Genomic DNA, 25,776 nt, shown 5'->3' with positions numbered 1-25,776 from the left:
GGTTGCCCGTGGCTATTTGCGGCGCCCGCTCAACAGCCAGGTCGTCAGCGCGCCCGCGAGGAACGTGCCGACCAGGACGAGCCACATCGGTGCGTCGACGGTGGGGATCCAGAAGTGGATCCGGGCCGAGTCGGTGTTGGCCAGGATGAACCACACACTGAGCACCGCGATGACGGCGAAGCCGATCATCCTCGGTGTGATGCGGTCGGCGAAGTCGCCGATTTTTCCGGATTTGCCAGGTTCTTTCATAGCTCAGCATCGTACGTCCGTCACCTGCTGTAAACCGGCGCTCCGGCTCCGTGTCGGTCAAGGGTGATTAAAGTTGCGTGCGGCAACCAACAGCTCTATAGTTGTATTTGACAACGCAATAGCGGTGACATGCATGACGCCTGGGGGGAACGGCTGTTCCGGGCTACCGCAGTAGTGGCGACGGCACCACAAGCGCCGGCCACTCCCACTGCGCACACCTGCGCTCCCTGACGGGCGCCGCCTGCTGGCGGAGCCGCTGGAGGGAGCGAGTACCGGAAGGACGGAAATGGCGGAGAAAACCCCAGGGGAGATAACGACGGGGGTCCTCGCGGCGGACGAGCCGATGACCCACCGGCAGATCATGCGGGCGCTGACCGGCATCCTCCTCGGCATGTTCGTGGCGGTGCTCTCCTCCACGATCGTGTCCAACGCGCTGCCCCGGATCATCTCCGACCTGCACGGCAGTCAGACCTCGTACACCTGGGTCGTGACCGCGACCCTCCTGGCGATGACCGCGAGCACCCCGATCTGGGGCAAACTCGCCGACCTGTTCAGCAAGAAGCTGCTGATCCAGCTGTCGATCGTCATCTACGTCGCCGGTTCGATGATCGCGGGCCTGTCGCAGAACACCGGCATGCTGATCGCCTGCCGGGTCGTACAGGGCCTGGGCGTCGGCGGCCTGATCGCGCTGTCCCAGGTCATCATGGGCGTGATGATCCCGCCCAGGGAGCGCGGCCGGTACGGCGGCTACCTCGGCTCGGTGTTCGCCATCGGCACCGTCGGCGGCCCGCTCATCGGCGGCGTCATCGTCGACACGAGCTGGCTCGGCTGGCGCTGGTGCTTCTACGCCGGTGTGCCGGTCGCCATCGTCGCGCTGGTCGTCCTCCAAAAGACGCTGCACCTGCCGGTCGTCAAGCGCAAGGTGAAGATCGACTACCTCGGCGCGTTCCTCATCACGGCCGGCGTCTCGCTGCTGCTGATCTGGGTGTCGCTGGGCGGCAAGAACTACGCCTGGGCCTCCGCGCAGTCCGCCGTCATGGTCGGCGGAGCGGTGGTCGTCCTCGCGCTGGCGATCCTGGCGGAGTCCCGCGCCGCCGAACCGATGATCCCGCTGGACCTCTTCAACAAGCGCACCGTCACCCTCGCCGTCGTGGCGAGTCTGGCCGTGGGCCTGGCGATGATGGCCTCCTCGGTCTTCCTCGGCCAGTACTTCCAGCTGGCCCGCGGCAAGTCCCCGACGATGTCCGGCCTCATGACCCTGCCGATGGTCGCGGGTGTGGTGCTGTCCGGCACGTTCATCGGCAAGCACATCACCGCCACCGGCCGGTGGAAGAACTGGCTGGTGGCCGGCGGCGTGCTGCTGACCGCCGGCCTCGGGCTCATGGGCACCGCCCGGGCGGACAGTGACCTGGTCGTGCTCAGCGTGTTCATGTTCCTGCTCGGCTCCGGTGTCGGCGCCCTCCAGCAGAACCTGATCCTCGCCGTGCAGAACGCCGTACCGATGTCCGAGATGGGCACCGCCAGCTCCACGGTCGCGTTCTTCCGCAGCCTCGGCGGCGCGATCGGCGTCTCGGCGCTCGGCGCGGTCATGGGCAGCCGGGTCACGCAGTACACCACCGAAGGCGGCCTGCCGGCCGGCGGCTCCGGCGGTGGCGGAATCCCGGACCTGCGGAAACTACCCGCCCCGGTCCGCGGCATCGTCGAGAACGCGTACGGCCACAGCGTCGGCGACATCTTCCTGTTCGCCGCGCCGGCGGGCATCGTGGTCCTGCTGTGCGTCCTGTTCATCAAGGAGGTGCCGCTGAAGACGTCCAACACGGAGGTCGTCACACCGGCCGCCCCCGACACGGTGAACGACGTGGACGACGCCCGCACCGCCCTGGCCCAGGGCGCCGACCGGCACGCGGCTGACGAGGACAAGGAAAAGTCGGCCGTACGGTAGACCCCACGAGAAGGGGTCCGCGGGTTTTTCCCCGCGGACCCCTTCGCTGCGTGCGCCTACCGCTTACTTCCAGCTTCCTGCTTCTTGGCCGGGTGTTTCCTGACTGCTCACTTCTTGCTGTAGTCGAAGAACCCGCGCCCGGACTTCTTGCCCAGCAAGCCCGCGTCCACCATGCGCAGCAGCAATGGCGGCGCGGAGTACAGCGGCTCCTTGAACTCCTCGTACATCGAGTCGGCCACGGCCTTGACCGTGTCCAGGCCGATCAGGTCGCTCAGCCGCAGCGGACCCATCGGGTGCGCGCAGCCCAGCACCATGCCGTTGTCGATGTCCTCCGCCGCCGCGAAGCCGGACTCGAACATCCGGATGGACGACAGCAGGTAGGGGATCAGCAGCGAGTTCACCACGAACCCGGCCCGGTCCTGCGACCGGACGACAGTCTTGTTCAGCAGTTCGGTGGCGAACGTCTCCGCCCGCTGCACCGTCTCGTCACTCGTCAGCAGCGAGGGCACCAGCTCGACCAGTTTCTGCACCGGCACCGGGTTGAAGAAGTGCACTCCCACGACCTGTTCGGGCCGCTGGGTCGCCATGCCGAGCTTCATGATCGGGATGGACGACGTGTTCGACGCCAGGATCGCGTCCCCGCGCTCGACCACCTTGTCGAGGGTGCTGAAGACCTGGGTCTTGAGCTCCGCGTTCTCCGCGATGGCCTCGATGGTCAGGTCCCGGTCGCCGAAGTCGCCCAGGTCGGTGGTGAACGTGATGCGCGCGAGCGCCGCGTCCCGGTCGCCCTCCTGGAGCTTCCCGGACCGCACGCCCCGGTCCATCGACGTGGTGATCCTCCTGCGCCCCGCCTCGGCGGCCTCCCGGCTGGCCTCGCTGACCAGCACGTCGAGCCCGGCCTTTGCGCAGACCTCAACGATTCCCGAGCCCATGAGGCCCGCTCCCACTACACCGATGCGTCGGATGTCGCTCATGACGTTCCCCTTGCTCGTACCGACATGGTTGTAGGCATCATCTTCCCGCTCCGCAACGCGTGACCCGGACCCAGGGGTTGGTGGAACCGTCCGACGCGGTGCGGCATCAGCGCGCGGTGATCCGCTGAAGGGGCTGGCCGGTGAACCGGGCGATGGTGTCGAAGCCCCGGTCGGCGTGCAGGACGGTCAGTCTGTGGTGGGCCGCGATGACGGAGACCAGAAGGTCCACCGGACTGGCGGACTGGTGCCGACTCGTGTCGGCCATCCTGAGCTGGAGGAGTCGGGTCTCCTCCCAGGCGGCGTCGTGCACCGCGTGGTGCGGGAAGACCTCATTCAGGAGGTGGTCGGCTTCGTGGACGGCAGAACGTCCGCCGACTGCCCGGAGGTACTCCTGGCGGACCGGCTCGCAGAGACCGACCCGGCCTGCGACGACGGCTTCATCCCAGTCGGGGGTCGCCTGGTCGCGGAAATAGCGGACGAGCGCGGACGTGTCCGCGAGGTACAGCCCGGTGCCCACGTGCTCGTTCTCCTTCCCCGGGGGAAACTATCCGCCGTCGTCCGCGTAACCGATGACAGAGAAGTCGATCTCGCCTTCGGCGACCATACGCCGCATGCGGGCGACGGCCTCCGCGCGCCTTCGACGGTCGCCGACTTCGCGCAGCGCACTGTTGACCGTGTCCCGTTTGGTGCTGGTGCCCAGTATCCGGGCGGCGTCGGCCAGGGCGTCTTCATCAAGGTCGATCAGGGTCTTCGCCATGACGGTCTCCTCTGAGGATATCCGATTCAAGAATCGTATATACGTGGATTCGGGGCGTCAAAGGTTCAGTGCGGCGCCACCCCCATGTCCGGCAGCGGGTACGGGAACTTCGCGCTCACCCCGCCGTCCACGGTCAGGGTCTGACCCGAGACGTAACGGGCCAGGTCCGAGCTCAGGAAAAGCAGGGACGCCGCGATGTCGGCGGGGAGCGCGACGTCGCGCAGCGGGGCGTTCGCGGAGGTGCCCGCCCGCCCGGCCTCGCCCAGGTAGGCCGACACCCGGGGGGTCCAGACGACGCCCGGGGCGACGGCGTTGACCCGTACGCCGTCCGGCCCCAGCTCGACGGCGGCGGACCTGACCAGCGACATCAGCCCGGCCTTGGCCGCCCCGTACGCGGCGTGCATCGGTGCGCCCGCCACGCCGGAGACGCTGGCCACGAAGGTGATCGCGCCGCCGCCGCGGGACCGCATGTGTCTGCCGCCGTACTGGACGGCGAGCAGCGCGTGGCGCAGCACGATGTTCTGGTGCCACTCCCAGTCGTCGTCGGTCACGTCGAGGAGCGTCTGGTACTTGCTCATGCCGATGATGTCGACGACGCAGTGGACCCGCCCCAGGGTCTCCTCGGCGTACGCCCACAGGCGTTCGACGTCAGCGCGCGAGGTGGCGTCCCCGGACCAGGCCGTGCCCTTGACCTCGGCGGCGACGCCCTGGGCCAGCTCTTCGTCGAGGTCCACGCACAGCACCCGGGCCCCGGCCTGCGCGAGGGCGTGGGCCGTCTGGCGGCCGATGCCCTGCCCGGCGCCGAGTACGAGGGCGTTGCGGCCGGCCATGGCCAGCATCCCCGGGTAGTCGGGGACTTCACTGTTGTCGGTACGGGTCATGTCCGGGCCTCCGGTCACTGTGGCATTGTTGGGAACTGTTTGGCATCGTCAAGCAAGTTAGCGGTATGCGGGGTCCGTTCAAAGGAGCAGGGCATGAGTCAGCAGATGGGTCACGGGGTCAAGCAGCGGGACAAGGTCAAGATGACCCCCGATGAGATCCGGGGGTTCCTGGCCGAGCGTCACTCGATGACGATGTCCACCGTCAACGGTGACGGATCGATCCACTCCATCGGTATGTGGTACGGCTTCCTGGAGGGCGAAGTCGCCCTGGAGACCAAGGCCAAGGCGCAGAAGGTGCTCAACCTCCGCCGCGACCCGAACATCACCTGCCTGGTCGAGGCCGGCGACTACTACGAGGAGCTGCGCGGCGTCTCCATCGTCGGAAAGGCCGAGATCGTGGAGGACCCGGACCGCATCTGGGAGCTGGGGGTCAGTGTGTTCTCCCGCTACTCGGCGCCGTACACCGAGGAGATGAAGCCGTTCGTCGAGATCATGCTGCGCAAGCGCGTGGTGATCAAACTGGTGCCGGACCGGATCGTGTCGTGGGACCACCGCAAGCTGGGGCTGCCGGTGACGCGCCCGGCGGCCTGACGGTGCTGGGTGGGCGGGTCCTGTCCGCCCGGTCGTCTCCGGGGTGGCTCCGTGCAGCCCTGTCCTGTCCCGCCCCGCGCGGCCCGCGGGCTCTGGTGTCCGGCGAATCGGTAAGGTAACCTGTCCTTTCAGTCCTTGATGTTGGCAAGGATCCACCTCGGGGAGGCAGCGCAGTGCCGATCGGATTCAGCGCCGAACACGTGGAGTTCGCGGCCTCGGTGGCCGGGCTCGCCGCCCGCCACGCACCGTCCGCCGCCACCCGGGACGCCCTCGACGCGCTCGCCGCCGGGAAACGCCCGGACTGCTGGGACGCCCTGGTCGCCAACGGCCTCACCGCCGTCCACCTGCCCGGGGAGTACGGCGGCGGCGGTGCCGGGATCCTCGAACTCGCCGTCGCCCTCGAAGAGTCAGGGCGGGCCATGCTTCCGGGCCCGTACCTCCCGACGGTCCTCACCGCCGCCGTCCTGGACCGCTACGCCGGTCCCCGGATCGGCGGGCTGGTCCTGCCCCGCTTCGCCGCGGGCGCCACCGGCGCGGTGACCCTCGCCGCCGGCCTGATCGCCCATCAGACCCAGGTCGGCTGGGAGGTCAACGGAGCCACGGGGCCGACCCCCGGCGCCGCGGAAGCCGACTATCTGCTGCTCGGCGCCCGTACGGACGACGGAACCGGCGAGGACATCTGGTTCCTCGTCGAGACGGCCACCGTCGCCACCGTCGACGTCACACCGCTCGACGTCGTCGACCTGGCCCGGGGCTCCGCGCGGGTGCGCGCCGCGGGGCTGGAGATCACCGGCTCCCAGGTGCTCCGCGGGATCACCACCGCCAAGGTCCGCAACCTGGCCGCGGTGCTCGCCGCCGCCGAAGCCGTGGGCGTCGCCCGCTGGTGCTTCGAGACCGCGGTGGACTACGTCAAGATCCGCGAGCAGTTCGACCGGCCCGTCGGTTCCTTCCAGGCCGTCAAGCACAAGGCCGCGAACCTGTTCACCCGGCTCCAGGTCATGACCGCGGCCGCGTGGGACGCCGCACGCGCCGCGGACGCGGCGGACGCGGCGGACGCCGAGCCTGCCCGGGGGACGACCCCCGGACCCCCGTCCGCGAACGAGCTCCAACTCGAAATCGCCGCCTGCGAAGCCGCCGTCGTCTGCCTCCCCGGAGCCCGCGAGACCGCGCTCGACTGCATCACGCTGCTCGGCGGGATCGGCTTCACGTGGGAGCACGACATCCACCTCTACTGGCGGCGGGCGGTGTCCCTGTCCCAGCTCCTCGGCCCGCCCGACGAGTGGACGCGCCGCCTGGGCCGCCACACCCTCAACACCCTGAACGGCGGCCCGGCCCGCGACTTCGACCTCGACCTGTCCGAAGAACTGTCCGCGGAGACGGACGAGTTCCGCGCCGAAGTGGCCGGAAAGCTGGCGCAGGCCGGACAACTGGAGGGCAACGCACGCCGTCACTTCCTCGCCGAGTGCGGTTTCGTCTCCCCGCACTACCCCAGGCCGTACGGAATCGGCGCGACCCCCGCCCGGCAGATCATCGTCCAGGAGGGCTTCGCCGCTACGGGTTTCCCCCAACCAGGCACGGTCATCGGCGAGTTCGTCCTGCCGACCCTGATGTCCCACGGGACGCAGAAGCAGAAGGACACGTACGTCGTACCGACACTGCGCGGCGACATCATCTGGTGCCAGCTGTTCAGCGAGCCCGGTGCCGGCAGTGACCTGGCCTCGCTCAAGACCCGCGCGGTCAAAGTCGACGGCGGCTGGCGGCTGACCGGCCAGAAGGTGTGGAACTCCAAGGCCCACGAAGCACAGGTGGGCGTCTGCCTGGCCCGGACCAGCCCGGACGCCCCCAAGCACCAGGGGATTTCGTACTTCATCGTCGACATGGCCGCCGACGGCGTCGACGTCCGGCCGCTGAAGCAGGCCAACGGGAAGTCCGAGTTCAACGAGGTCTACCTCGACAATGTCTTCGTACCGGACGACGGCCTGGTCGGCGAAGCCGGCGCCGGCTGGCGGATCGCCCGGACGACCCTCGCCAACGAACGCGTGATGATCGCCGGGGGACCCGGGATGGCCGCGCTCGGCGAACTCGTCCAGGAGATCGGCAGTTCCCAGGCGGCAGTCGCCAACGGCGACCTGTGCCGCCGGATCGGCGCGTTCGCAGCGGAGAACCTCGCCCTGCGCGCGCTCACCCTGCGCACCACCCTCCAGCAACTCGGAGGCCTCAACCCCGGCGCCGCCTCCAGCGTGCTCAAGCTCGCGGTGACGGAGCATCAGCGCACCGTCGCCACAGCGCGGCTGGAGCGCCTGGCAGCCGCCGGAACGGTCCCCTCGGAACCGCTGACGGCCTACCTCTCCCTGCCCGCCGTGCTCCTCGGCGGCGGCACCCGCGAAATCCAGCTCAACGTGGTGGCCGAACGGATCCTGGGCCTGCCCCGCTGACTGACGCCCCCCGTCGATCATGTACAAAAGTCCCCTTTCCGGGCTGGAAAAGGGACTTCCGTACCTGACCGGCACCGTGAATCCACAACTAACAGGAGTACCGATGCATATCGCCTACACCCCCGAGCAGGAGGACCTGCGCCGGGAACTCCGCACCTACTTCGCGGGCCTCATGACCCCGGAGATCCGCGCCGGACAGCTGGCCGGCGAGACCACCATGAGCCGGGACGGCTCCTACTGGCAGCTCACCCGCCGGATGGGCGAGGACGGCTGGCTGGGCATCGGCTGGCCCAAGGAGTACGGCGGCCAGGACCGCTCGGTGATGGACCAGCTCATCTTCACCGACGAGGCCACCATCGCCGGCGCCGCCGTGCCGTTCCTCACCATCAACACCGTCGGACCCACGCTGATGGAGTACGGCACCCAGGAACAGCGGGACTTCTTCCTCCCGCAGATCCTCGCCGGGAAGATGCACTTCTCCATCGGCTACTCCGAGCCCGAAGCCGGCACCGACCTGGCGCACCTGCGCACCAAGGCCGAACGCGACGGCGACGACTGGATCATCAACGGCCAGAAGATGTGGATCTCGCTGATCCACGTCGCCGACTACGTCTGGCTCGCGGCCCGCACCGACCCCGACGCCAAAGCGCACCAGGGCCTGAGCATCTTCCTCGTGCCGGTCGGCACCGAGGGGTTCAGCTACAGCGACATCAAGACCCTCGGCGGCCAGACGGTCAGTCAGCTGAACTTCGACAACGTACGGGTTCCCGCGTCCGCACTCGTCGGCGAGGTCAACGGCGGCTGGGGCCTGATGACCGGTCAGCTCAACCGCGAGCGGGTGGCGCTCTGCTCGGCCGCCGGCATCCAACTCGCGCTGCACGAGGTCCGCCAGTGGGCCGAGGCCACCCGCCTCCCCGACGGCCGCCGGGTCATCGACCAGCAGCACGTCCAGGCCAACCTCGGCCGGGTGCACGCGAAAGTCGAATACCTCAAACTCATCAACTGGAAGGCCGCGTCGTCGGTCGACCACGGCGTGAAGGTCGGCCCGGCCGGAGCCTCGGCCACAAAGATCTTCGGCACCGAATTCGCCACCGAGGCCTACCGGTTGCTCATGGAGTGCTTCGGCGAAGAAGCAGTCCTCACCGCAGACGCGCCCAACGTGGTGCTGCGCGGACGCATAGAGAAGATGTACCGCTCCGCGCTGATCCTCACCTTCGGCGGCGGCACGAACGAGATCCAGCGCGACATGATCGCGATGATCGGCCTGAAGATGCCCCGCCCGCCGCGCTGACCTATGCGGGCTCCAAGTCCGGCGTCTTCCTCCCATCCCCGTCGCTGCGCTCCGGGGCTGGTCGGCGCCGGACGTCGTCCGAAAGGCCGCGTCCTCCGGACGCGCTTCCTCGCTTCGCTCGGTCGCCTGGCTGGTGGTTTCTCGCTTGGCTGGTCCGGGCTCCAAGTCCGGCGTCTTCCTCCCATCCCCGTCGCTTCGCTCCGGGGCTGGTCGGCGCCGGACGTCGTCCGAAAGGCCGCGTCCTCCGGACGCGCTTCCTCGCTTCGCTCGGTCGCTTCAAAGGAGTTTTGCTGTGGACTTCTCATACACCGAAGAACAGAACGACCTGGTGGGTCTCGTACGGAAGATCCTCACCGACCGGGTCACCCACGAAGCGCTCACCGCGCTGGAGGCCAAAGTCGTCTCGGACGGCACCGAGCGCTTCGACCGCGACCTGTGGGCCGAGCTCGCCAAGGCCAACGTGCTCGGCATCGCCCTCCCCGAGGAGTACGGCGGCAGCGGCTACGGCGTCTTCGAGCAGTGCCTCGTCCTCGAAGAGGTCGGCCGCTCGCTCGCACCGGTGCCGGTGTACGCCTCACTGGCGGTCGCCGCCGCGGCGATCGCCGAACACGGCACCACCGCGCAGAAGGAAGCCTGGCTCCCCGGCGCGGTCGACGGCTCGGTCATCCTGACCGCCGCCCTCGCGGAACCCGTCAGCCGGGACGCCGCCGCACCCGCGACCACGGCCGTGCGCACGGACGGCGGCTGGGTTCTCAACGGCGTCAAGACCGTTGTTCCCGCAGCCACCGTCGCCGCGCTCTTCCTCGTTCCCGCGCAGACACCCGAAGGCCCCCGGGTGTTCCTGGTGGACGCGTCGAAGGTCACCGTCGAAGCGCAGCCCACCACCGCCAAGGAGATCGCCGGCCGGGTCACCCTCTCGGACACGCAGGTCACCGACGACGCCGTCCTCGGCGGCGCCGACGCGGCCGTCTGGCTGCGCGACCGGGCCACCCTGGGCCTGTGCGCGCTGCAACTCGGCATCACCGAGAAGGCGATGCGCGCCGCAGCCGAGTACACCTCGCAGCGCGTGCAGTTCAAGCGCCCCATCGGCTCGTTCCAGGCGGTCGGGCACCGTCTCGCCGACTGCTACATCGACGTCGAGGGCATCCGGCTCACCACCTGGCAGGCCGCTTGGCTGTCCGAACAGGGTCTCGACGCCACCGAAGCGATCGCGGTCGCCAAGTTCTGGGCAGCCGACGGCGGCCACCGCGTCGCGCACGCGACGGTGCACGTCCAGGGCGGCATGGGTATCGCCGAAGAGCACTACACCCACCGGTACTTCATCCACGCCAAGCAGATCGAGTTCTCCCTCGGCAACGCCACCGAGCAGGCGCTGCGCATCGGCGCGGCGTTCGCGGCGCAGCCGGTGGGGGAGCACGTCTGACCGCACCCCGGGTGACCGACGGGTGGGGGATGCCGGAACCCGGCACCCCCACCCGTCGGTCACCGCCGCACCGCCGTGTGCACATCCGTGCGGTACGGAACCTCCACCGGGTCCGGCAGACTCGCCGCGATCCGCCGCCGCACCTGCGCCGGGAACTCCGCCCGGTCCGCCGCAGGCCGCGCCGCGATGTAGCTGTTCGTCGAGGTCCGGTCGACGTACTGATCGTGTGTCAGCGACTGCGTCCAGCGGAACCGGCTTGTCACCGAAGGCGTCCCGCTGCTTGTCGTCCCTGGGGGACATCCTTAATACGAGGTCCTGGTCACGCTTCCGGGCCGGCCCGCGGCGCCGCGTTTAGAGTGACTGAGTCAAGCAAGCATTACGCACAGGGGGTTCCGATGCCGGCTCAACCGGACATCATCATCGTCGGCGGCGGGACCAGCGGCGCGGTCCTCGCAGCCCGGCTGTCCGAAGACGCTTCCCGTACAGTCCTGTTGCTCGAACAGGGCCCTGACGACACGGCGTACGACAGTTCAGTGCTGCGCCCCGTACAGGCGGGCGATGTCTGGTCCGGTACCCCGTTCGCGGCCGCCTTCCCCATGCGCGGCGACGGCCGCGACGTGGCCATGGTGCGCGGCCGGGTCCTCGGCGGCGCCTCCGCCGTCAACTACCTCGCCACGGTGCGCGGCCAGCCGGCCGACTACGACGCCTGGGCGGCGCTCGGCCTCGACGGCTGGGGCTGGGCCGACGTTCTGGAGACCTTCCGCGCGGTGGAGTCCGACCGTGATTACGGGAGTACGGAACTGCACGGCGGCGCAGGTCCGCTGACGGTCCGTCGGTCGACCTCCCGGCAGCAGGCGGTCTGCCACGCGGCGTTCCTCCAGGGTCTCCTGGAGCTCGGAGTGCCCGAAGTCTCCGATGTCAACGACCCGGCGCAGCTCCCCGGCGTGGGGATCTTCCCGCTGACGGTCGATCAGGAGACTGGCGAGCGGCTCACGGTCAGCCGCGCCTACCTGACCGCGGCCGTGCGGTCCCGGCCGAACCTGCGCATCGAGACCGGCGTGACCGTGGCGAGGGTTCTCGTACGGGAGGCCCGTGCGACCGGCGTGGAAACCGCCGACGGAAGGGTGCTGACAGCTGCTCAGGTGATCGTCAGCTGCGGCGCCACCGAATCCCCGGCGCTGCTCCAGCGCTCCGGAATCGGCCCGGAGGCGCTGCTGGACGCGCTAGGGATTCCCGTACACAAGGACCTTCCCGGAGTCGGCGCGAACCTCCAGGGCCATCTCGGCCCGCCGCTGCTCTACCGGCACGAAGGGCCCAGCGGACTGACCGGCGGCCCCGTCCAGCCAGTGTGGGTGGGCCGTACGCCGTTGTCTGAATCTGTTGACTTCCACGTCTTCGCGCTGCCGGTCGGTGACGCCGCCGCCGAGTCGACCCACTTCTCCGTGGTCCCGTTCCTGCTCGATGTGGCCGGGCGGGGGAGCGTGCGGATCACCTCCACCGACCCGGAGGCCGCGCCGGAGGTGGTGATGCCGGCTCTCGATGCGAGGGATCTCGACCGGCTGGGCTGGATTCTGGAGCGGCTGGCGGACTGGGAGCGCACCGGGGCGGTGACGGGTCTGGGGGCGGAGCGGCTGCTGCCGGCGGGCGACCTTGCTTCGGGGGCCGCCGTCGTCGGGCAGAACGGAGTGGTCAGCTACGGCCACCTCGGTGGCACCTGTGCCATGGGCCCGGACGGCGGTCCGGCGGCCGTGCTCGACGCGCAGTGCCGGGTGCGGGGGGTTGCCGGGCTGCGGGTGGTGGACGCCTCGTCGATGCCGGTGCTGCCCGCCGGGAACACCTACCTGGGGTGTGTGATGGTCGCCGAGCGGGTGGCGCGGTTGATGTAGTCGGAGGATGCTGCGTCGATCATGTACAGGAGTCCCCGTTTTCGGCTCCGGAGGGGGTTTCTGTACATGGCCGATGCGGTGGATCCGGCTATGTTTTTGACATAGTCAAGGGTATTGTGCGGCCATGACCGAGCCGACCTTCAATCTTGCGGACCTCTTCGAGGTCGTGGCGGACGCGATTCCCGACCGCCCCGCGCTCATCTCCGGTGACACCCGGCTGACGTACCGTCAACTCGACGAGCGCAGCACCCGCGTCGCGAACCACCTGCTCGCCTCCGGCGTCAAGCCCGGCGAGTTCGTCGGCATCCAGGCGTGGAACCGCGCCGAGTGGGTCGAGGCGTTCCTCGGCACGTACAAGGCGCGCGCCGTACCCGTCAACATCAACTACCGGTACGTCGAGGCCGAACTGCGCTACCTCTACGAGAACTCCGGCATGACCGCGCTGTTCGTCGAGCGCGAGTTCGCGGAGATGACCGGGCGCATCCTGCCGGACTTCCCGGCGGTGCGGCACGTGGTCGTCCTCGAGGACGGGACCCCGCGGGAGGGACTGCCCGGCGCGGTCAGCTACGAGGACGCCCTCGAAGCGGCCTCCCCCGTACGGGCCGAAACAATCGAACACAGCGGGCAGCGCAGCCCCGACGACCTCTACGGCCTCTACACCGGCGGCACCACGGGCATGCCCAAGTGCGTCCTGTGGCGGCAGGAGGACATCTTCTTCGCGGCCCTCCAGGCCGGGCGCGGCGGCAAGCCGAAGCTCCAGTCCCCGCGGGAGCTCACCGGGGAGGTCCAGGCCGCCGGGGGCTTCATCATCTTCGGCCTCGCCCCGATGATGCACGGCGGCGGCCAGTGGTCGATGCTGAACACCTTCTTCATGGGCAACACCTTCCTCCAGTGGACCGGCCGGAGCTTCGACGCCGACACCGTCCTGGGCCTGGTCGAGAAGGAGAAGGTCCTCTCCCTCGCGCTCGTCGGCGACGGCATGGGCCGCCCGCTGGCGGACCGGCTGGCGCAGGACCACCCGTACGACATCTCCTCGCTCGTGGCGGTCAGCAACGGCGGCGCGCCGATGTCGGCGGCGGTGCGGCGGCAACTTGAGTCCAACAAGCTGTTCGTCATCGACAGCTTCGGCGCCTCGGAGACCGGCGCGGCGGCCCGGCAGGTCGGCTCGTCCGACGGCGCGACCCGCTTCTCCTCGTCCGAGACCACCACGGTGCTGGACGACGACCTGAAACGCATCGCACCGGGGGCCGGGACGGTGGGGCGGCTCGCCGTCAGCGGGCACATCCCGCTGGGCTACCACGGTGACGAGGAGAAGACCCGCGGCACGTTCCTGCTCGACGGCGACGGACGGCGCTGGGTGCTGCCCGGCGACTACGCGGTCATCGAGGCGGACGGCGCGATCACCCTGCTCGGCCGGGGCAGCGCCATGATCAACACCGGCGGCGAGAAGGTCTACCCGGACGAGGTCGAAGCCGCGCTCAAGTCCCACCCGGACGTCTTCGACGCGGTGGTGGTCGGCGTGGCGGACGAGCGCTACGGCCAGCGGGTGACCGGCCTGATCGTGGTCCGCGACGGCGCGACGGCGGACGCCGCGGCGATCACCGCCCACTGCCGCACGCTGGTGGCGGGCTACAAGACGCCGAAGAAGCTGCACTTCATCCCGGAGATCCCGCGTACGGCCGCCGGGAAGGTGGACCTGCGGGCGGCGAAGTCCCGCGCGGAGGGCCTGGGGTAGCGCGCCTGCCCGGACGGTGCCGTGCCGGTCGGGTACGGAAGTCCCCTGTAGAGATCAGTCGGGGCACTTCCGTACCCGACCGGCGCAGCGGCGCCGGCGCGGCGAGGGTCAGGTGAGCTGAGTCAACGCATGGATCGACAGACCCGCCAGCGCCCCCACCACCGTCCCGTTGATCCGGATGAACTGGAGGTCCCGCCCCACGTTCAGCTCGATCTTCTTCGACGTCTCCACCGGGTCCCACCCCTGCACGGTGTCGGTGATCAGCGCGGTGATGTCCGGCCGGTAGGTCGTCACGACGTACGTGGCCGCCCCCTGGATCCAGCCGTCCACCTTCGCGCCCATCCGCGGATCGTCCGCCAGCCGCGCCCCCAGGTCCCGCAGTGTCGACGCCATCCGGCCCCGCAGTTCACTGTCCGGGTCCTGCGCCGACTCCACCAGCATCGCCCTGATCGCCGTCCACACCGACGTGATCAGGTCCTGCACCTGCGGATGCGCCAGCGTACGGTCCCGGATCTGCTCGACCTGCTCGATCATCTGCGGATCGTGCTGGAGGTCCTGCGCGACCCCGGCCAGGAAGGCGTCCACCGCCTGCCGCGCCGGATGCTCCGGATCGCCCCGCATCGCCGCCGCGAAACGCACCAGCTCACGGTGCACCCGGTGGGCCACCTGCCGGTCGAGGAACGACGGCGACCAGCCGGGCGACTCCTGCTGCACCACCCGCAGCACCGCGGCCTGGTTGCCGGCCAGCCAGTCGTGCGCCTTGCCGGTCACCATGTCGACAATCCCCTGATGTGAACCCTCCGCGACCAGCCGGGCGAGCAGCGCCCCCGTCGGCTGCGCCACCGCCTGCGCCGACACCCTCCTGGTGAGGGCCTGACCGAAGACGGTCTGGACGTCCTCGTCACGCAGCACGGTGAGCGCGCCCTGGAGGGCGTTCGCCAGTTCGGCGGTCACCCGTCCGGCGTGCGCGGGATCCGCGAGCCACGTCCCGAGCCGCCCCGAGATGCCCATCGCCGCCAGGCGTTGGCGTACGACCGTCTCGGACAGGAAGTTGTCGCCCACGAAGTCGCCCAGATTGCGCCCGAGCGCGTCCTTCTTCGTCGGGATGATCGCCGTGTGCGGGATCGGCAGCCCCAGCGGTCGGCGGAACAACGCGGTCACCGCGAACCAGTCGGCGAGCGCGCCGACCATCCCCGCCTCAGCCCCCGACTCCAGGTATTCGGCCCAGCCCCCCGCACCCCGGCCCTGCATCCACCGGGCGAACACGAACAGCACGACGGCCAGCACCAGGAACCCGGTGGCCACGAGCTTCATCCGCCGTACGCCCCGTCTCTTCTCCGCGTCGGAAGCGGCAGCCGGATTCACGGCCGGGGGAACGGGGGGCGCGCCCCGGGCAGACTCAGCACTCATGACGACCATGCTGACTCCCTGCCCGCCGAAGAGCCTGTTGGAGCGCCGACAAGTTCAAACTCTGCGCGACCGCAATCGCTGGACGACCGCGGTCTGCGGGAAGTCCCGCTCTGTACCAGTCGGCGCACCAGGGGACCGGGCAGTGGGCAGAATCGGTGAAACCTGGACGTGGGAGGGCTGAACAGCGTAGGAATTGCACATCGGGCGCTGAGCGGTGCCCGCTGCCGGTGCCGGACCGGCGGTGGATCGGCGGTGGCCCCCCGGACGGGACACGGCGGGGGAGTGGGCATCTTGGCGGTACCCCGGCGCTTCCTTGAGCGCGAGCGTGAACTCGCCGTCGTGAGCGCCGCGTTGGCGGCCCTGGCGGAAACGGGACGCAGTGGGCGGAAACGTCCAGGACCGGAAGGTACCGGACCGGAGCGTGCCGGGCCTGCCCGGGCTGGAGCGGGCCGGGCTGAAGTGGACCCCGCAGACGAGGCCCGCGCAGACAGGGCCCGCGCAGACGAAGCCCACACAGCGGAAGCCCGCGCAGACGAAGCCCACACAGCGGAAGCCCCCGCAGACGAGGCCCGCGCCGGAACGGACCCCGCCGCCGCCGGCGGCGGCACCGCGCGCGACCGGCTGCTCCTCGTCGACGGCAACGCGGGCCTCGGCAAGACCACCCTCCTCGGCCGCATCCGCGACGACGCGGCACAGCGCGGCCTGACCGTCCTGTCGGCCGTGGGCGGTGAGCGCGAACGCGACCGGCACTTCCACGTCGTCCGCCAACTGTTCAGGCCCATGCTGCTCAACTCCACCGAAGCCGAACGCAAGGCGCTGCTCGGCGACTGGCGCGAGGTCGTCGCCCCGGCGGTCGGCCTGGCCCCGGCCAAAGCCGGCGCGGCCCCCGACCCGCACGGCGTCCACGACGGGCTGCACTGTCTCATCGACGCCCTGTCCGCCCGCCGCGGACCGGTCGTCATGCTCGTGGACGACGCACACTGGGCCGACCGCGAGTCCCTGACCTGGCTGGAGTCCTTCGCCCGCAGCGCCGGGACCAGACCGGTCCTGGTGGTCTGCGCCCGCCGCCCCGAGGAACCGGTCGCCGAACCGGGTCTGTTCGACGCTCTCGTCCACGCGCCGCACAGCAACCACCTGGGGCTCGCCCCGCTGTCCGTGGGCGCCGTGACCAGGCTCGTCCGCGACACCCTGGGGTTGGAGGCCGGCCCCGAATTCTGCGCCCGCTGCCACGAAGTCACCGACGGCGTCCCGTTTGTGGTCGGCGAGGTCATCGCCGCGGCCCAGCGCGACGGGGTCGCCCCGACCGCCGACAGCGCCGGCCTGCTCGAAGCGCTCGCGTCCGCCGCGATCGGCCGGGGTGTGATCGACCGGCTGCGGCGGCTCGGCACCGACGCGGGCGGGCTCGCCCGTGCCGTCGCGGTCCTGGGCGCGGACGCCAGGCCGGGCCCCGCCGCGCTGCTCGCCGGAGTAGACCGGAACCGCGCGGCCACCGCCGCGGGAGTGCTCCGCGAAGCGCGCGTCCTGGCCGCCGCGGCCGACCCCGACGACACCGGACCGCTCCGCTTCCTGCACCCGACCGTGGCCACCGCCGTCTACCAGGCGGTCGCGCCCGGCCTGCTCGGCGCACTGCACGGCCGGGCCGCCCGGCTGCTGGCGGAGAAGGAAGGGGACATCCCGGCGGGGGCCGACCATCTGCACGCGGTCTACCCCGAAGGGCAGTCGTGGGTGGTCGACCTGCTGCACAAGGCCGCCGACCAGGCCGTGCGCGCCGGTGCGCCCGAAGCCGCAGCCCGGCACCTGCACCGGGCACTCCTTGAACCCCCGGCGCCCGGAGAACGGGCCGGCCTCCTCTACGAACTGGGCCTGGTCTCCTTCGTGGACGACCCGCCGACCGCGGTCGGCCACCTCCAGGACGCCCTCAAGCTCTGCGAAGCCGACGGAGACAGGGGCCTGCGCGAAGCCGTCGCCGTACGCCTGGCCAAATCCCTCGCGCACAGCGACCGCCTGCCTGAAGCGATCGCCCTGATGGACGAGGAGGTCGCCGCCAGCGGCGTCTCCCGGTCCCGGCTGCGGCTTCAGGCCGAGCAGTACCTCTGGGCGTCGTTCTGGGTCGACGACGCCCTGATCGGCCAGCGGTCCCGGCAACTCCGTACTCTCGTCGCCCACCTCAGCGGCGCGGACCGCACCGAACGCGCGCTGATGGGTATGCGCGCCTGGTACGGCGTGCTGCGCGGCGACCCCGCCGTCCACATCCTCGACTGCGCCCGCAAGGCCGCCGCCGACCCCATCGACTGGACGGACGACGACTGGGGTTTTGAGATCCCGCTCCTCACCGCCCACGCTTTCACGTACGCCGACCTGCCCGCCCAGTCCGAGGCGCTCTTCCTGGCGGGCATCGCCGACCTGGAGGCGCACGGCTGGCGCGGCTCGCACCTGTCACTCGGCTACTCCGTGCTGTCCCAGGTACGGCACCACTGCGGGCGGCTCCCCGAGGCGGAGACCGACGCCCGGCAGGCACTCGAACTCGCCGACCGGCTCGGCCCGGCCTCACCCGCCCGCTGGTTCGCGCTCAGCCAGCTCCTGCGCGTCCTGATCGCCCGCGGCAAGCTCGACGAGGCCGACGGAATCGCGGAGAAGAACACGTTCGAGGCACCCTTCCCACAGGCCTCCATCTACCCCGTCCCGCAGGCGGTGTCCGGTGAACTCCGGGTAGCCCAGGGCCGGTTCGCCGAAGCCCGCAAGGACCTGGCCGAGGCCGGGGCTGACCTCGACCGACGCCTGGCGGGCAACCCCGCCTGGTGCCTGTGGCGACCCCATCTCGCGCTCGCGCTGGCCGACACGGACGAGAACGAAGCACGCAGGGTGGCCAGGGAAGCCGTCGATCTCGCCTACCGCTTCGGCGCGCCCTCGACCCTCGGGCTCACCCTGCGGGTCCTGGGCGTCCTCACCCCGGGGGACGAAGGCCTGCGCCTGCTCGAAGAGGCGATCATGTGGCAGGAGAGCTCCCCGGGCAGGCACGAGTACGCCGTGACGCTCATCGAGTACGCCGTCGCGCTCACCCGCGCCGGGCAGGAGCCCAAGGCCCGCGGCCGGACCGCCCTGGCGGTCCGCATCGCCGACGAGTGCGGCGCGGACGGCCTGGCCGCCCGGGGCCGCGCCCTGCTGGCCGGGCACTGAAGAACGTGCAACCCCGGGTTTCCCGGATTCGCCGCATCCTGGTCAACACACACCTGTCACGGCTCAGAAAGCGCCGTGTCACACAGTTTCTGACGGACCGTCTGCCGGACAGGGCGATGACCGACGGTGGCACCGGGCTCAAGGAGGCTTTCATGGCCGAGATCCAGAACGCCGGCCTGACCCGCCCGGCGTGCTGCCGGACGGGACCGCCGCCGCCGCCGACGGATCGTCAGGGGCGTTCCCGGCTCTGCCTGTTCCGCCGGTTCAGGCCAAGGCCCAGAATGACGGGGCCGGCGATCCCGGCGAGCGTGGCGAGCCCGGGCAGGACCAGGCCGACGACGGAGTTCTGCGCGTCCCGCCAGCCCCCGTCGGTCAGCCGGAACAGTCCGAGACCGGCGGCGACCACACCAAGAAGACCGATGACTGCGTACCAGATCCGCGGATCGGCGGGCTTCGCGCCCGAACCGTGGTGCTCGACATCGGCCGCGCCGGGCAGCCCGCCGGGCCGCGGTGCGGCGGCCTCCGTCACCGCGGCCCCGGTCACAGCAACTCCTGTCACCGCGCGCCGCGCACGGGCCGGGCGCGGCACGGCGACCCTCGGCGCCGCGGCGGCCGGGTTCTCAACCGGGCGCCGCGACCCGGCCCCGCGCGGTGCCGTGACCGTCCCGGCGGCGTCCCCTGCGGGCTTGCTGAAGACGACTGGTTCCGCGTCGGGTCCGTCAATCCGTGGTCTCGCAGGGACAATCTGGGTCTCGGCCGCGGCTTTGGCCGCCGCAGCGTTTTCATCGGCCGTACGGATTACATCCGCGCCGGCGCGGGCCCGCACGGGCGCTTCGACCTCGACCGTACGGACCGCGTCCGGGTCGGCCTGGCCGGGAGCGGCGGCCGCGGCGGGCTCCGCGAACGCCGCGGGCTCCGACTCGGGGCTGCTGATCGGCTCCGCCTCCGACTGCCGGACGGGCCTGCTGCGCAGCAGCTCACCGGCCCGCACCGCCGCGGCGGCGACCATGGCGCGCACAGGGGCGGGCAGCCACGACTCCGCGGCAGCCTCCTGAGCTGTCCCGTCGAGTCCGGTACGGGCCTCCCGCAGGAGGCCCGGGAGGTCGTCCGCGGCAGGCCGCCGCCCGGGCGCGGGGGACAGGCAGGCCGCGACCACGTCGCGCAGCGGGTCGGGCAGGCCGTCCAGGACGGAGCCGTGCGCGGACGGTGTGCACCCGGCGGCGAAGCACAGCACTCCGGCGAAGGCTGACACGTCAGCTGCGGCGGTAGCACCGGACGCCGTTTCCGGCGCCGGCCGCACCGGTGTGTCCCCGGGGACCCCGGCAGCGCCCGCCAGTGCTCCGGACAGGCCGAAGCCGGCGACCCGGGGGCCGTCGGGCGTGAGCAGCACCTGCGCGGGGCGCAGATCGCCGTGGACGACGCCGGCGGCGTGGATCGCCGACAGCGCCCCGGCCAGTCCCACAGCCAGGGCGTTCAGGGTGGACTCCGGCAGCGGTCCGTGTTCCCGTACGGCGTCCTGAAGTGTCGTCGAAGAGGTGAACTCCGAAGCCAGCCACAGCGGGGTTCCGGCCGTCCCGGCGCCGAGCAGCGCCGCGACACGGGGTCCCCGTACGGCCTCCGCGGCCTTGACCCCGGCCGCCAGGCGCTCCCGGAACTTCTTGTCGGACGCCAGGTCGGGGCTGATCAGTGTCACCGCGACGGCCTTCCGCTCCGGGGACGGGGAGCGACCCAGGAACACGGTTCCCAGCGTTTCCCGCCCCAGCCGGGCGTGCAGGCGGTAGCCGCCCACGACCCCCGGATCGCCGGGCTTCAGAGTCTCCATCAGCGGTGCCCCTCGACATCGTGCGTGCGGGCCCGCCGGGCAGGCCGGACCGCGTGCCGCATTCGCTCGTGAAATCCCAGGCCGGACCTGCTGCCCCGGGTCCGCGCGCAGCCTACCCGCCCGGTGGCCGGCCCCGTGGGACGCGAGCGGACGGTACGCCTTCCGCGACACGTTCGGGGGCTCAACCGCCAGCCGGTTTGACGAACGGTGTCCGGAGCGACACTGTCTGTCACGTACGCGATCAGCGGAGGTATCAGAACATGTCGGACGAGAGCACGCGAACCGCCGCACCGGACCAGGTCCGGGCGAGCTGGGACGAATGGGAGCAACTGCGGGAAGCCCTCGCACAGCTCCAGCGTCAGGTCATCGAGGCGACAGCCCCGGAGCCGACGAGCACGTACCACGGAGCCGGCCGGTCGATCCTGGACGGTTCGAACTCGTCCTGGTGACGGTGACTGGATCGCTGCCCCACCGGCATGCCGATCCTTGAACGACAGCAGGGGCCCGCCGAACCGGCGGGCCCCTGCTGGTTTTCCCGGCTGTTCGATGGACTGGTGACTGCTCCCGGTCCGCGCGCGATGTGGACTTCGGGGACACGATGAAGCAGTACGCGGCTCCGGGCGTGCCCGTGTACGTGGTCATCGACCGGAAGGAGTCCGAACGCAGGATCCACGTGTACTCCGAACCGGATCAGGGCGGCCGGGTGTACATCTCCGAGAAGGTGACACCCATCGGCAAACCCGTGGACCTTAAGGCCGTCGTAGGGGGTCGCCGGGTGCCGGTGGTGCGGTTCCCTCCCGTCGACCGTGAACCGCGCCTCCGGGTCGAAGGCCACCAGATCGGCGGTGCGGCCCACTGTGACCGCGCCCTCGCGCGGCAGGTCCGCGAGCTTCGCCGGGGCCGCCGACATCCAGCCCGTGACGTCGGACAGCGTGAACCCGCGCCGCCGCGCCTGACTCCACATCAGCGGCAGGCCGGCCTGGAGCGGGGAGATCCCGCCCCGGGCCTCGGCGGAGTCGCCGGAGTCCAGGCGCTTGAGTCCGGGCGCGCACGGCGAGTGGTCGGACACCACGCAGTCGATGACCCCGTCGGCCAGCCCCTGCCACAGGGCCTCCCGGCCGGCCTCGTCGCGGATCGGCGGGCAGCACGTGAAGCGGGTGTCCCCGTCCGCCACCTGACCGGCACTCAGGCAGAGGCAGTGCGGACACGTCCCGGCTGTAATCCGTACGCCGTCCTTCTTGGCTTGGGCGATCAACGGCAGCGCGGCGGCCGAACCCACGTGCGGGATGTGCACCCGGATCTTCGCCTTCCGGGCCAGCTCGATCACCGCGGCGACGGCCCGGGTCTCCGCCCCGGGCGGGCGGGAGGTCAGGAAGTCGCCGTACGCCCGGCCTGTCGTCCCGGTGACCAGCTCCGGGTCCTCGGCGTGGACGAGCAGCAGACCGTTGAACATCTTCAGCACGTCTGCCGCCTCGCGTAGGTCGTCCCCACCGACACCATGCGCGGCACGGTGTACGCGTTCGCCAGACAGCGGCCGTTCACCTCCATCGAGGGATTCGCCCCCGACCTCTCCCGGCACTTCGGGGAGACGGTCGGCCCGGTGGACGAAGGGGAGGTCTATCACGCGGCTGACCGACCGTACGGCCTCATCGAAGGGACGGTCCTGCGGTCGGAATCCCCGGTGGCGCATACGGACATTCCGTGGTGGGGGGGGTCCCCGCGGCGCTCATTCACTCCATCGGCTCATCAGCGGTTGGTCCTGTCCGCCGGGGGCCCTTAGGAAGGAACACGTCTGGATGTCCCCGCTTCTGAAAGGCTCGACCGTGAATCCCAGGACCAAGCCCAGCCGTACGCGCGACATTTCCGGCAGCAACCGCACGCTGCGTACGGCAGGGACGGCTTTCCTCGGCGCCGTGCTGCTGACGGCGGGCGCCGCCGTACCCGCCGTCGCAGCCACCCCCGCGGCACCGGCCCCGGCGCAGACGACCGAACTCTCGGTCGAGTCGGGCAGCTCCACCTTCAGCCTCAGTGACTACGCGGTGAAGACCCTCGCCAAAGCGGGTGTCACGTTCGCGGCGGTGAGCCCGGCCGAAGCCGACGGGACCCGCGTCACCGGACCGGTCGTCGCCGGCCGCGTCACCCTCGACCCGGCGACCCGCGGCGGCCTGCTGACGTACGGCGACGGCGGCTTCCGCTTCACCCAGAAGAAGACCGGCAAGAGCATCGAGTTCACCAAGGGCAGCGCCGACCTGGCGACGGGCGTGTCCAGCGCCGCCGTCGACGGCCAGGCCAAGAACCGGATCCCGTTCCTCTCGTCCAAGGCCGGACTGCCGGACATCAAGGTGGACCTGCCCGAGGTCAAGCAGGACGCAGCCAGGGCCGAGCTGACCGGGCCCGGGGCGGTGGCCCTCAACCAGACGTTCGGCGCCGCGTTGTTCACCAGCGGCGTCGAGTTCTTCAAGACGTCCACCAAACTGCGGGTGAAGCCGGTGGACCCGCCGGTCCCGGTGCCGCCGCTGCCGGGCGTCCCCGCGCTGCCGGTAGCGGTCCCGGCCGTGCCCACCGTGCCGGGTGTCCCCGCGGTGCCGCCGCTGCCGGGTGTCCCGAAGCCCGCCCTGCCGGGTGTCCCGAAGCCCGCCCTGCCGGTCCCGTGCGCTCCGGCTGTGCCGGCGGTCCCGGGCGTCCCGGCCGTGCCGGGTGTCCCGAAGCCCGACCTGCCGGTAGCGGTTCCCCCGCTGCCCGGCATGCCCCCGCTGCCCGGCGTCCCGGCCGTGCCCGGTGTCCCGAAGCCCGACCTGCCGGTAGCGGTTCCCCCGCTGCCCGGCATGCCCCCGCTGCCCGGCGTCCCGGCCGTGCCCGGAGTCCCGAAGCCCGACCTGCCGGGCATGCCCGCCCTGCCGGTCCCGTGCGTCCCGGCGGTCCCGGGCGTCCCGGCGGTCCCGGCGGTCCCGGGCGTCCCGGCGGTCCCGGGTCTGCCCGTTCCGGCCGTTCCCGCGGTCCCGGCTGTCCCGGCGGTTCCGGCGGTTCCGGCGGTTCCGGGTCTGCCCGTTCCCGCGGTGCCCGCCGTTCCCGCGGTCCCGGCTGTCCCGGGTCTGCCCGTTCCGGCCGTTCCGGCCGTGCCCGCAGTGCCCGCGGTCCCGGCGGTGCCCGCGATGCCCGCAGTGCCTGGCGTCCCCCCGCTCCCCATGGCAGGGATGTAACAGAACACAGCCGTAAGGACGCCGGACGGGCGCCCGCCCCCCCCCCCCCGGGGGGGGGGGGGGGGGGGGGGCCCCGGCGGGGGGGGGGGGGGCCCGCCCCCCCCCCCCCCCCCCGCCCCGGGGGCCCCCCCCCCCCCGGCCGACCCCCCCCCCCCCGTGGCTTTTCTCAAAAACCCAAAACCCTCCGGGCCGCGCGCCCCCCCCCCCCCCCCCGGGGGGGGGGCGGGCGCCCGTCCGGTGCCCGGCGCGGTGGACGGGATTCCCGGAAACGCCCGACCGCGGCCGTACGGGGGCACGCCCGGTCACGGTCCGGACAGCAGACGCCCACCTTGCGCGCCCGTGCCATTTCGGCAACTCTGAGGTCATTGCCCCGGTACGGGGTGGTGCCCCGGCCGGGCGGACCGCCACGAGCGGTGGACACACCCGGGACAGCCGGGGGCGAAGTGGTGATTGTGGCTGGATGTGCGCGGCGCGACTCGGAACCCGTGATGCAGCTCACGGTTTATCCACGAGGAGGGAGGCGGCTTCCGGCGCCTCCGCCGAGCCTGGTAATCGTACTGGTGCACACATGTCACTTGGCCGAAGCCGCCCGGACACGATCCGGGCGGGCGTCGGAGCACGAGCCGAGAAGTTAGAGGGACCCAGCCATGAGCGAGGACTCGGTAGTACTGCAGTACAAGGGCGAGGAGAACGCCTACCCGCTCGTCGAGGGCACGATCGGCGACACCGCCGTCGACATCGCCAAACTGCGCCCCCAGACGGGCCTGGTGACCTACGACGTAGGGTTCGCCAACACCGCGGCGTGTAAATCGGCGATCACCTTCCTCGACGGAGAGGAGGGGATCCTCCGCTACCGCGGCTACCCGATCGAACAGCTCGCGGAGCACGGATCCTTCCTCGAGACGGCCTTCCTGCTGATCGAAGGCAGCCTGCCCACCGCGGCCGAGCTGGACGTCTTCCGCGACGAGATCACCCAGCACACCCTCCTGCACGAGGACGTCAAGCGGTTCTACGACGGTTTCCCGCGGGACGCGCACCCGATGGCGATGCTGTCGTCGGTCGTCTCCGCGCTGTCCACGTTCTACCAGGACAGCCACAACCCGTTCGACGAGCGCCAGGTGCGCCTGTCCACGATCCGGCTGCTCGCCAAGCTGCCGACGATCGCGGCCTACGCGTACAAGAAGTCCGTCGGCCAGCCGCTCCTGTACCCGGACAACTCCCTGGGCTACGTGGAGAACTTCCTGCGCATGACGTTCTCGGTCCCCGCCGAGGGCTACAAGGCCGACCCGGTCGTCGTCGACGCGCTCGACAAGCTGCTCATCCTGCACGCGGACCACGAGCAGAACTGCTCCACGTCCACCGTGCGCCTGGTCGGCTCGTCGCAGGCGAACCTGTTCGCCTCCATCTCCGCCGGCATCAACGCGCTGTGGGGCCCGCTGCACGGCGGCGCCAACCAGCAGGTCCTGGAGATGCTGGAGCAGATCCAGGCCGACGGCGGCGACATCGACGCCTTCATCGAGAAGGTGAAGAACAAGGAGGACGGCGTCCGCCTGATGGGCTTCGGCCACCGGGTCTACAAGAACCGCGACCCGCGCGCCACCATCATCAAGAAGCACGCCGACGAGGTCCTCTCCCGCATGGGCAAGAAGGACGAACTGCTCGACCTGGCCATGGAACTGGAGGAGAAGGCGCTCTCGGACGACTACTTCGTCTCGCGCAAGCTCTACCCGAACGTCGACTTCTACACCGGTCTCATCTACCGGGCGATGGGCTTCCCGACGGAGATGTTCACCGTCCTGTTCGCCCTCGGCCGCCTCCCGGGCTGGATCGCCCACTGGCGCGAGATGATGAACGACCCGGCCACGAAGATCGGCCGTCCGCGCCAGGTCTACACCGGCAGCGACACCCGCGACTACGTGCCGGTCGGCAAGCGCTGACCGCTGGCCACACCGCCTGGACGCTCAGGCGCCTGGTGACCGCTCCGCGAGCCGGTCACTGCGACG

At 71.0% G+C, this 25,776-nt stretch carries 18 protein-coding genes and 1 pseudogene; 10 read left to right on the top strand and 9 right to left on the bottom strand.

Annotated features, from left to right (window positions below; genetic code table 11):
- Positions 1–12 precede the first annotated feature (12 nt).
- Positions 13–249: a lipopolysaccharide assembly protein LapA domain-containing protein gene (locus tag AC0Z36_RS02435; protein ID WP_485460946.1), complete on the bottom strand. Its 237-nt coding sequence runs from the start codon at positions 247–249 to the stop codon at positions 13–15.
- A 343-nt stretch (positions 250–592) separates the two neighbouring features.
- Here AC0Z36_RS02435 and AC0Z36_RS02430 point away from each other — a divergent pair.
- A pseudogene (locus AC0Z36_RS02430) lies at positions 593–2,059 on the top strand (MDR family MFS transporter); the annotation flags it as partial.
- A gap of 239 nt (positions 2,060–2,298) precedes the next feature.
- On the opposite strand, the gene AC0Z36_RS02425 reads toward AC0Z36_RS02430, so the two are convergent.
- The 4 genes from AC0Z36_RS02425 to AC0Z36_RS02410 all read right to left on the bottom strand — a co-directional run bounded on the left by AC0Z36_RS02425 (position 2,299) and on the right by AC0Z36_RS02410 (position 4,803).
- Complete coding sequence (locus AC0Z36_RS02425) at positions 2,299–3,165, bottom strand: 3-hydroxybutyryl-CoA dehydrogenase (RefSeq protein ID WP_485460945.1); 867 nt, start codon at positions 3,163–3,165, stop codon at positions 2,299–2,301.
- A gap of 106 nt (positions 3,166–3,271) precedes the next feature.
- The gene (locus tag AC0Z36_RS02420; RefSeq protein ID WP_485460944.1) at positions 3,272–3,682 is read right to left on the bottom strand and encodes a PIN domain-containing protein; all 411 of its coding nucleotides are present in this window, start codon (positions 3,680–3,682) and stop codon (positions 3,272–3,274) included.
- A gap of 27 nt (positions 3,683–3,709) precedes the next feature.
- Positions 3,710–3,922, bottom strand: a complete 213-nt coding sequence (locus AC0Z36_RS02415) for a type II toxin-antitoxin system VapB family antitoxin (protein ID WP_485460943.1) — start codon at positions 3,920–3,922, stop codon at positions 3,710–3,712.
- 65 nt (positions 3,923–3,987) lie between these two features.
- On the bottom strand, positions 3,988–4,803 hold the full coding sequence (locus AC0Z36_RS02410; RefSeq protein ID WP_485460942.1) for an SDR family NAD(P)-dependent oxidoreductase: 816 nt from the start codon (positions 4,801–4,803) through the stop codon (positions 3,988–3,990).
- 93 nt (positions 4,804–4,896) lie between these two features.
- Between AC0Z36_RS02410 and AC0Z36_RS02405 the strand changes: the two genes are divergently transcribed.
- The 4 genes from AC0Z36_RS02405 to AC0Z36_RS02390 all read left to right on the top strand — a co-directional run bounded on the left by AC0Z36_RS02405 (position 4,897) and on the right by AC0Z36_RS02390 (position 10,543).
- Positions 4,897–5,394 (top strand): pyridoxamine 5'-phosphate oxidase family protein, encoded by a 498-nt coding sequence (locus tag AC0Z36_RS02405; protein WP_485460941.1) that lies wholly within the window; start codon positions 4,897–4,899, stop codon positions 5,392–5,394.
- 173 nt (positions 5,395–5,567) lie between these two features.
- Positions 5,568–7,829, top strand: a complete 2,262-nt coding sequence (locus AC0Z36_RS02400) for an acyl-CoA dehydrogenase family protein (protein WP_485460940.1) — start codon at positions 5,568–5,570, stop codon at positions 7,827–7,829.
- Positions 7,830–7,932: 103 nt separating this feature from the next.
- Positions 7,933–9,120: an acyl-CoA dehydrogenase family protein gene (locus tag AC0Z36_RS02395; protein ID WP_485460939.1), complete on the top strand. Its 1,188-nt coding sequence runs from the start codon at positions 7,933–7,935 to the stop codon at positions 9,118–9,120.
- A 292-nt stretch (positions 9,121–9,412) separates the two neighbouring features.
- Entirely contained in the window at positions 9,413–10,543 is a 1,131-nt protein-coding gene (locus AC0Z36_RS02390) for an acyl-CoA dehydrogenase family protein (RefSeq protein ID WP_485460938.1), read from the top strand.
- 59 nt (positions 10,544–10,602) lie between these two features.
- Here the strand turns inward: AC0Z36_RS02390 and AC0Z36_RS02385 are convergent, their stop codons facing one another.
- Complete coding sequence (locus tag AC0Z36_RS02385; RefSeq protein ID WP_485460937.1) at positions 10,603–10,806, bottom strand: hypothetical protein; 204 nt, start codon at positions 10,804–10,806, stop codon at positions 10,603–10,605.
- A 132-nt stretch (positions 10,807–10,938) separates the two neighbouring features.
- Here AC0Z36_RS02385 and AC0Z36_RS02380 point away from each other — a divergent pair, with 132 nt between their 5' ends.
- Both AC0Z36_RS02380 and AC0Z36_RS02375 read left to right on the top strand, forming a co-directional pair.
- Positions 10,939–12,429: a GMC family oxidoreductase gene (locus AC0Z36_RS02380; protein WP_485460936.1), complete on the top strand. Its 1,491-nt coding sequence runs from the start codon at positions 10,939–10,941 to the stop codon at positions 12,427–12,429.
- A gap of 124 nt (positions 12,430–12,553) precedes the next feature.
- Positions 12,554–14,164: an acyl-CoA synthetase gene (locus AC0Z36_RS02375; protein ID WP_485460935.1), complete on the top strand. Its 1,611-nt coding sequence runs from the start codon at positions 12,554–12,556 to the stop codon at positions 14,162–14,164.
- Between the two features lie 108 nt (positions 14,165–14,272).
- On the opposite strand, the gene AC0Z36_RS02370 is transcribed toward AC0Z36_RS02375, so the two are convergent.
- Positions 14,273–15,574, bottom strand: a complete 1,302-nt coding sequence (locus tag AC0Z36_RS02370) for a DUF445 domain-containing protein (protein ID WP_485460934.1) — start codon at positions 15,572–15,574, stop codon at positions 14,273–14,275.
- A gap of 459 nt (positions 15,575–16,033) precedes the next feature.
- Here AC0Z36_RS02370 and AC0Z36_RS02365 point away from each other — a divergent pair, with 459 nt between their 5' ends.
- On the top strand, positions 16,034–18,751 hold the full coding sequence (locus tag AC0Z36_RS02365; protein WP_485460933.1) for an ATP-binding protein: 2,718 nt from the start codon (positions 16,034–16,036) through the stop codon (positions 18,749–18,751).
- A 229-nt stretch (positions 18,752–18,980) separates the two neighbouring features.
- On the opposite strand, the gene AC0Z36_RS02360 is transcribed toward AC0Z36_RS02365, so the two are convergent.
- Entirely contained in the window at positions 18,981–20,573 is a 1,593-nt protein-coding gene (locus tag AC0Z36_RS02360; RefSeq protein ID WP_485460932.1) for a serine/threonine-protein kinase, read from the bottom strand.
- A gap of 358 nt (positions 20,574–20,931) precedes the next feature.
- Positions 20,932–22,263, bottom strand: a complete 1,332-nt coding sequence (locus AC0Z36_RS02355) for an amidohydrolase family protein (protein WP_485460931.1) — start codon at positions 22,261–22,263, stop codon at positions 20,932–20,934.
- 106 nt (positions 22,264–22,369) lie between these two features.
- On the opposite strand from AC0Z36_RS02355, the gene AC0Z36_RS02350 reads away from it, so the two are divergent.
- Both AC0Z36_RS02350 and AC0Z36_RS02345 read left to right on the top strand, forming a co-directional pair.
- A complete protein-coding gene (locus AC0Z36_RS02350) occupies positions 22,370–23,773 on the top strand; it encodes a hypothetical protein (protein WP_485460930.1) in 1,404 nt (467 codons plus the stop codon).
- A gap of 647 nt (positions 23,774–24,420) precedes the next feature.
- Positions 24,421–25,710: a citrate synthase gene (locus AC0Z36_RS02345; protein WP_485460929.1), complete on the top strand. Its 1,290-nt coding sequence runs from the start codon at positions 24,421–24,423 to the stop codon at positions 25,708–25,710.
- Positions 25,711–25,776: the final 66 nt, after the last annotated feature.

The sequence above is a fragment of the Kitasatospora sp. UYEF31 genome (assembly GCF_057291755.1).
Note: the sequence above shows the minus strand (reverse complement) of the source record. Positions and strands in the feature narration are given on the sequence as shown.

Coding starts and splice junctions, on each gene's coding strand:
- AC0Z36_RS02435 (WP_485460946.1), bottom strand. CDS start 249: ATGAAAGAACCTGGCAAATCCGGAAAAATCGGCGACTTCGCCGACCGC.
- AC0Z36_RS02425 (WP_485460945.1), bottom strand. CDS start 3,165: ATGAGCGACATCCGACGCATCGGTGTAGTGGGAGCGGGCCTCATGGGC.
- AC0Z36_RS02415 (WP_485460943.1), bottom strand. CDS start 3,922: ATGGCGAAGACCCTGATCGACCTTGATGAAGACGCCCTGGCCGACGCC.
- AC0Z36_RS02410 (WP_485460942.1), bottom strand. CDS start 4,803: ATGACCCGTACCGACAACAGTGAAGTCCCCGACTACCCGGGGATGCTG.
- AC0Z36_RS02405 (WP_485460941.1), top strand. CDS start 4,897: ATGAGTCAGCAGATGGGTCACGGGGTCAAGCAGCGGGACAAGGTCAAG.
- AC0Z36_RS02395 (WP_485460939.1), top strand. CDS start 7,933: ATGCATATCGCCTACACCCCCGAGCAGGAGGACCTGCGCCGGGAACTC.
- AC0Z36_RS02380 (WP_485460936.1), top strand. CDS start 10,939: ATGCCGGCTCAACCGGACATCATCATCGTCGGCGGCGGGACCAGCGGC.
- AC0Z36_RS02375 (WP_485460935.1), top strand. CDS start 12,554: ATGACCGAGCCGACCTTCAATCTTGCGGACCTCTTCGAGGTCGTGGCG.
- AC0Z36_RS02370 (WP_485460934.1), bottom strand. CDS start 15,574: ATGAGTGCTGAGTCTGCCCGGGGCGCGCCCCCCGTTCCCCCGGCCGTG.
- AC0Z36_RS02360 (WP_485460932.1), bottom strand. CDS start 20,573: ATGGAGACTCTGAAGCCCGGCGATCCGGGGGTCGTGGGCGGCTACCGC.
- AC0Z36_RS02355 (WP_485460931.1), bottom strand. CDS start 22,263: ATGCGCCACCGGGGATTCCGACCGCAGGACCGTCCCTTCGATGAGGCC.
- AC0Z36_RS02350 (WP_485460930.1), top strand. CDS start 22,370: ATGTCCCCGCTTCTGAAAGGCTCGACCGTGAATCCCAGGACCAAGCCC.
- AC0Z36_RS02345 (WP_485460929.1), top strand. CDS start 24,421: ATGAGCGAGGACTCGGTAGTACTGCAGTACAAGGGCGAGGAGAACGCC.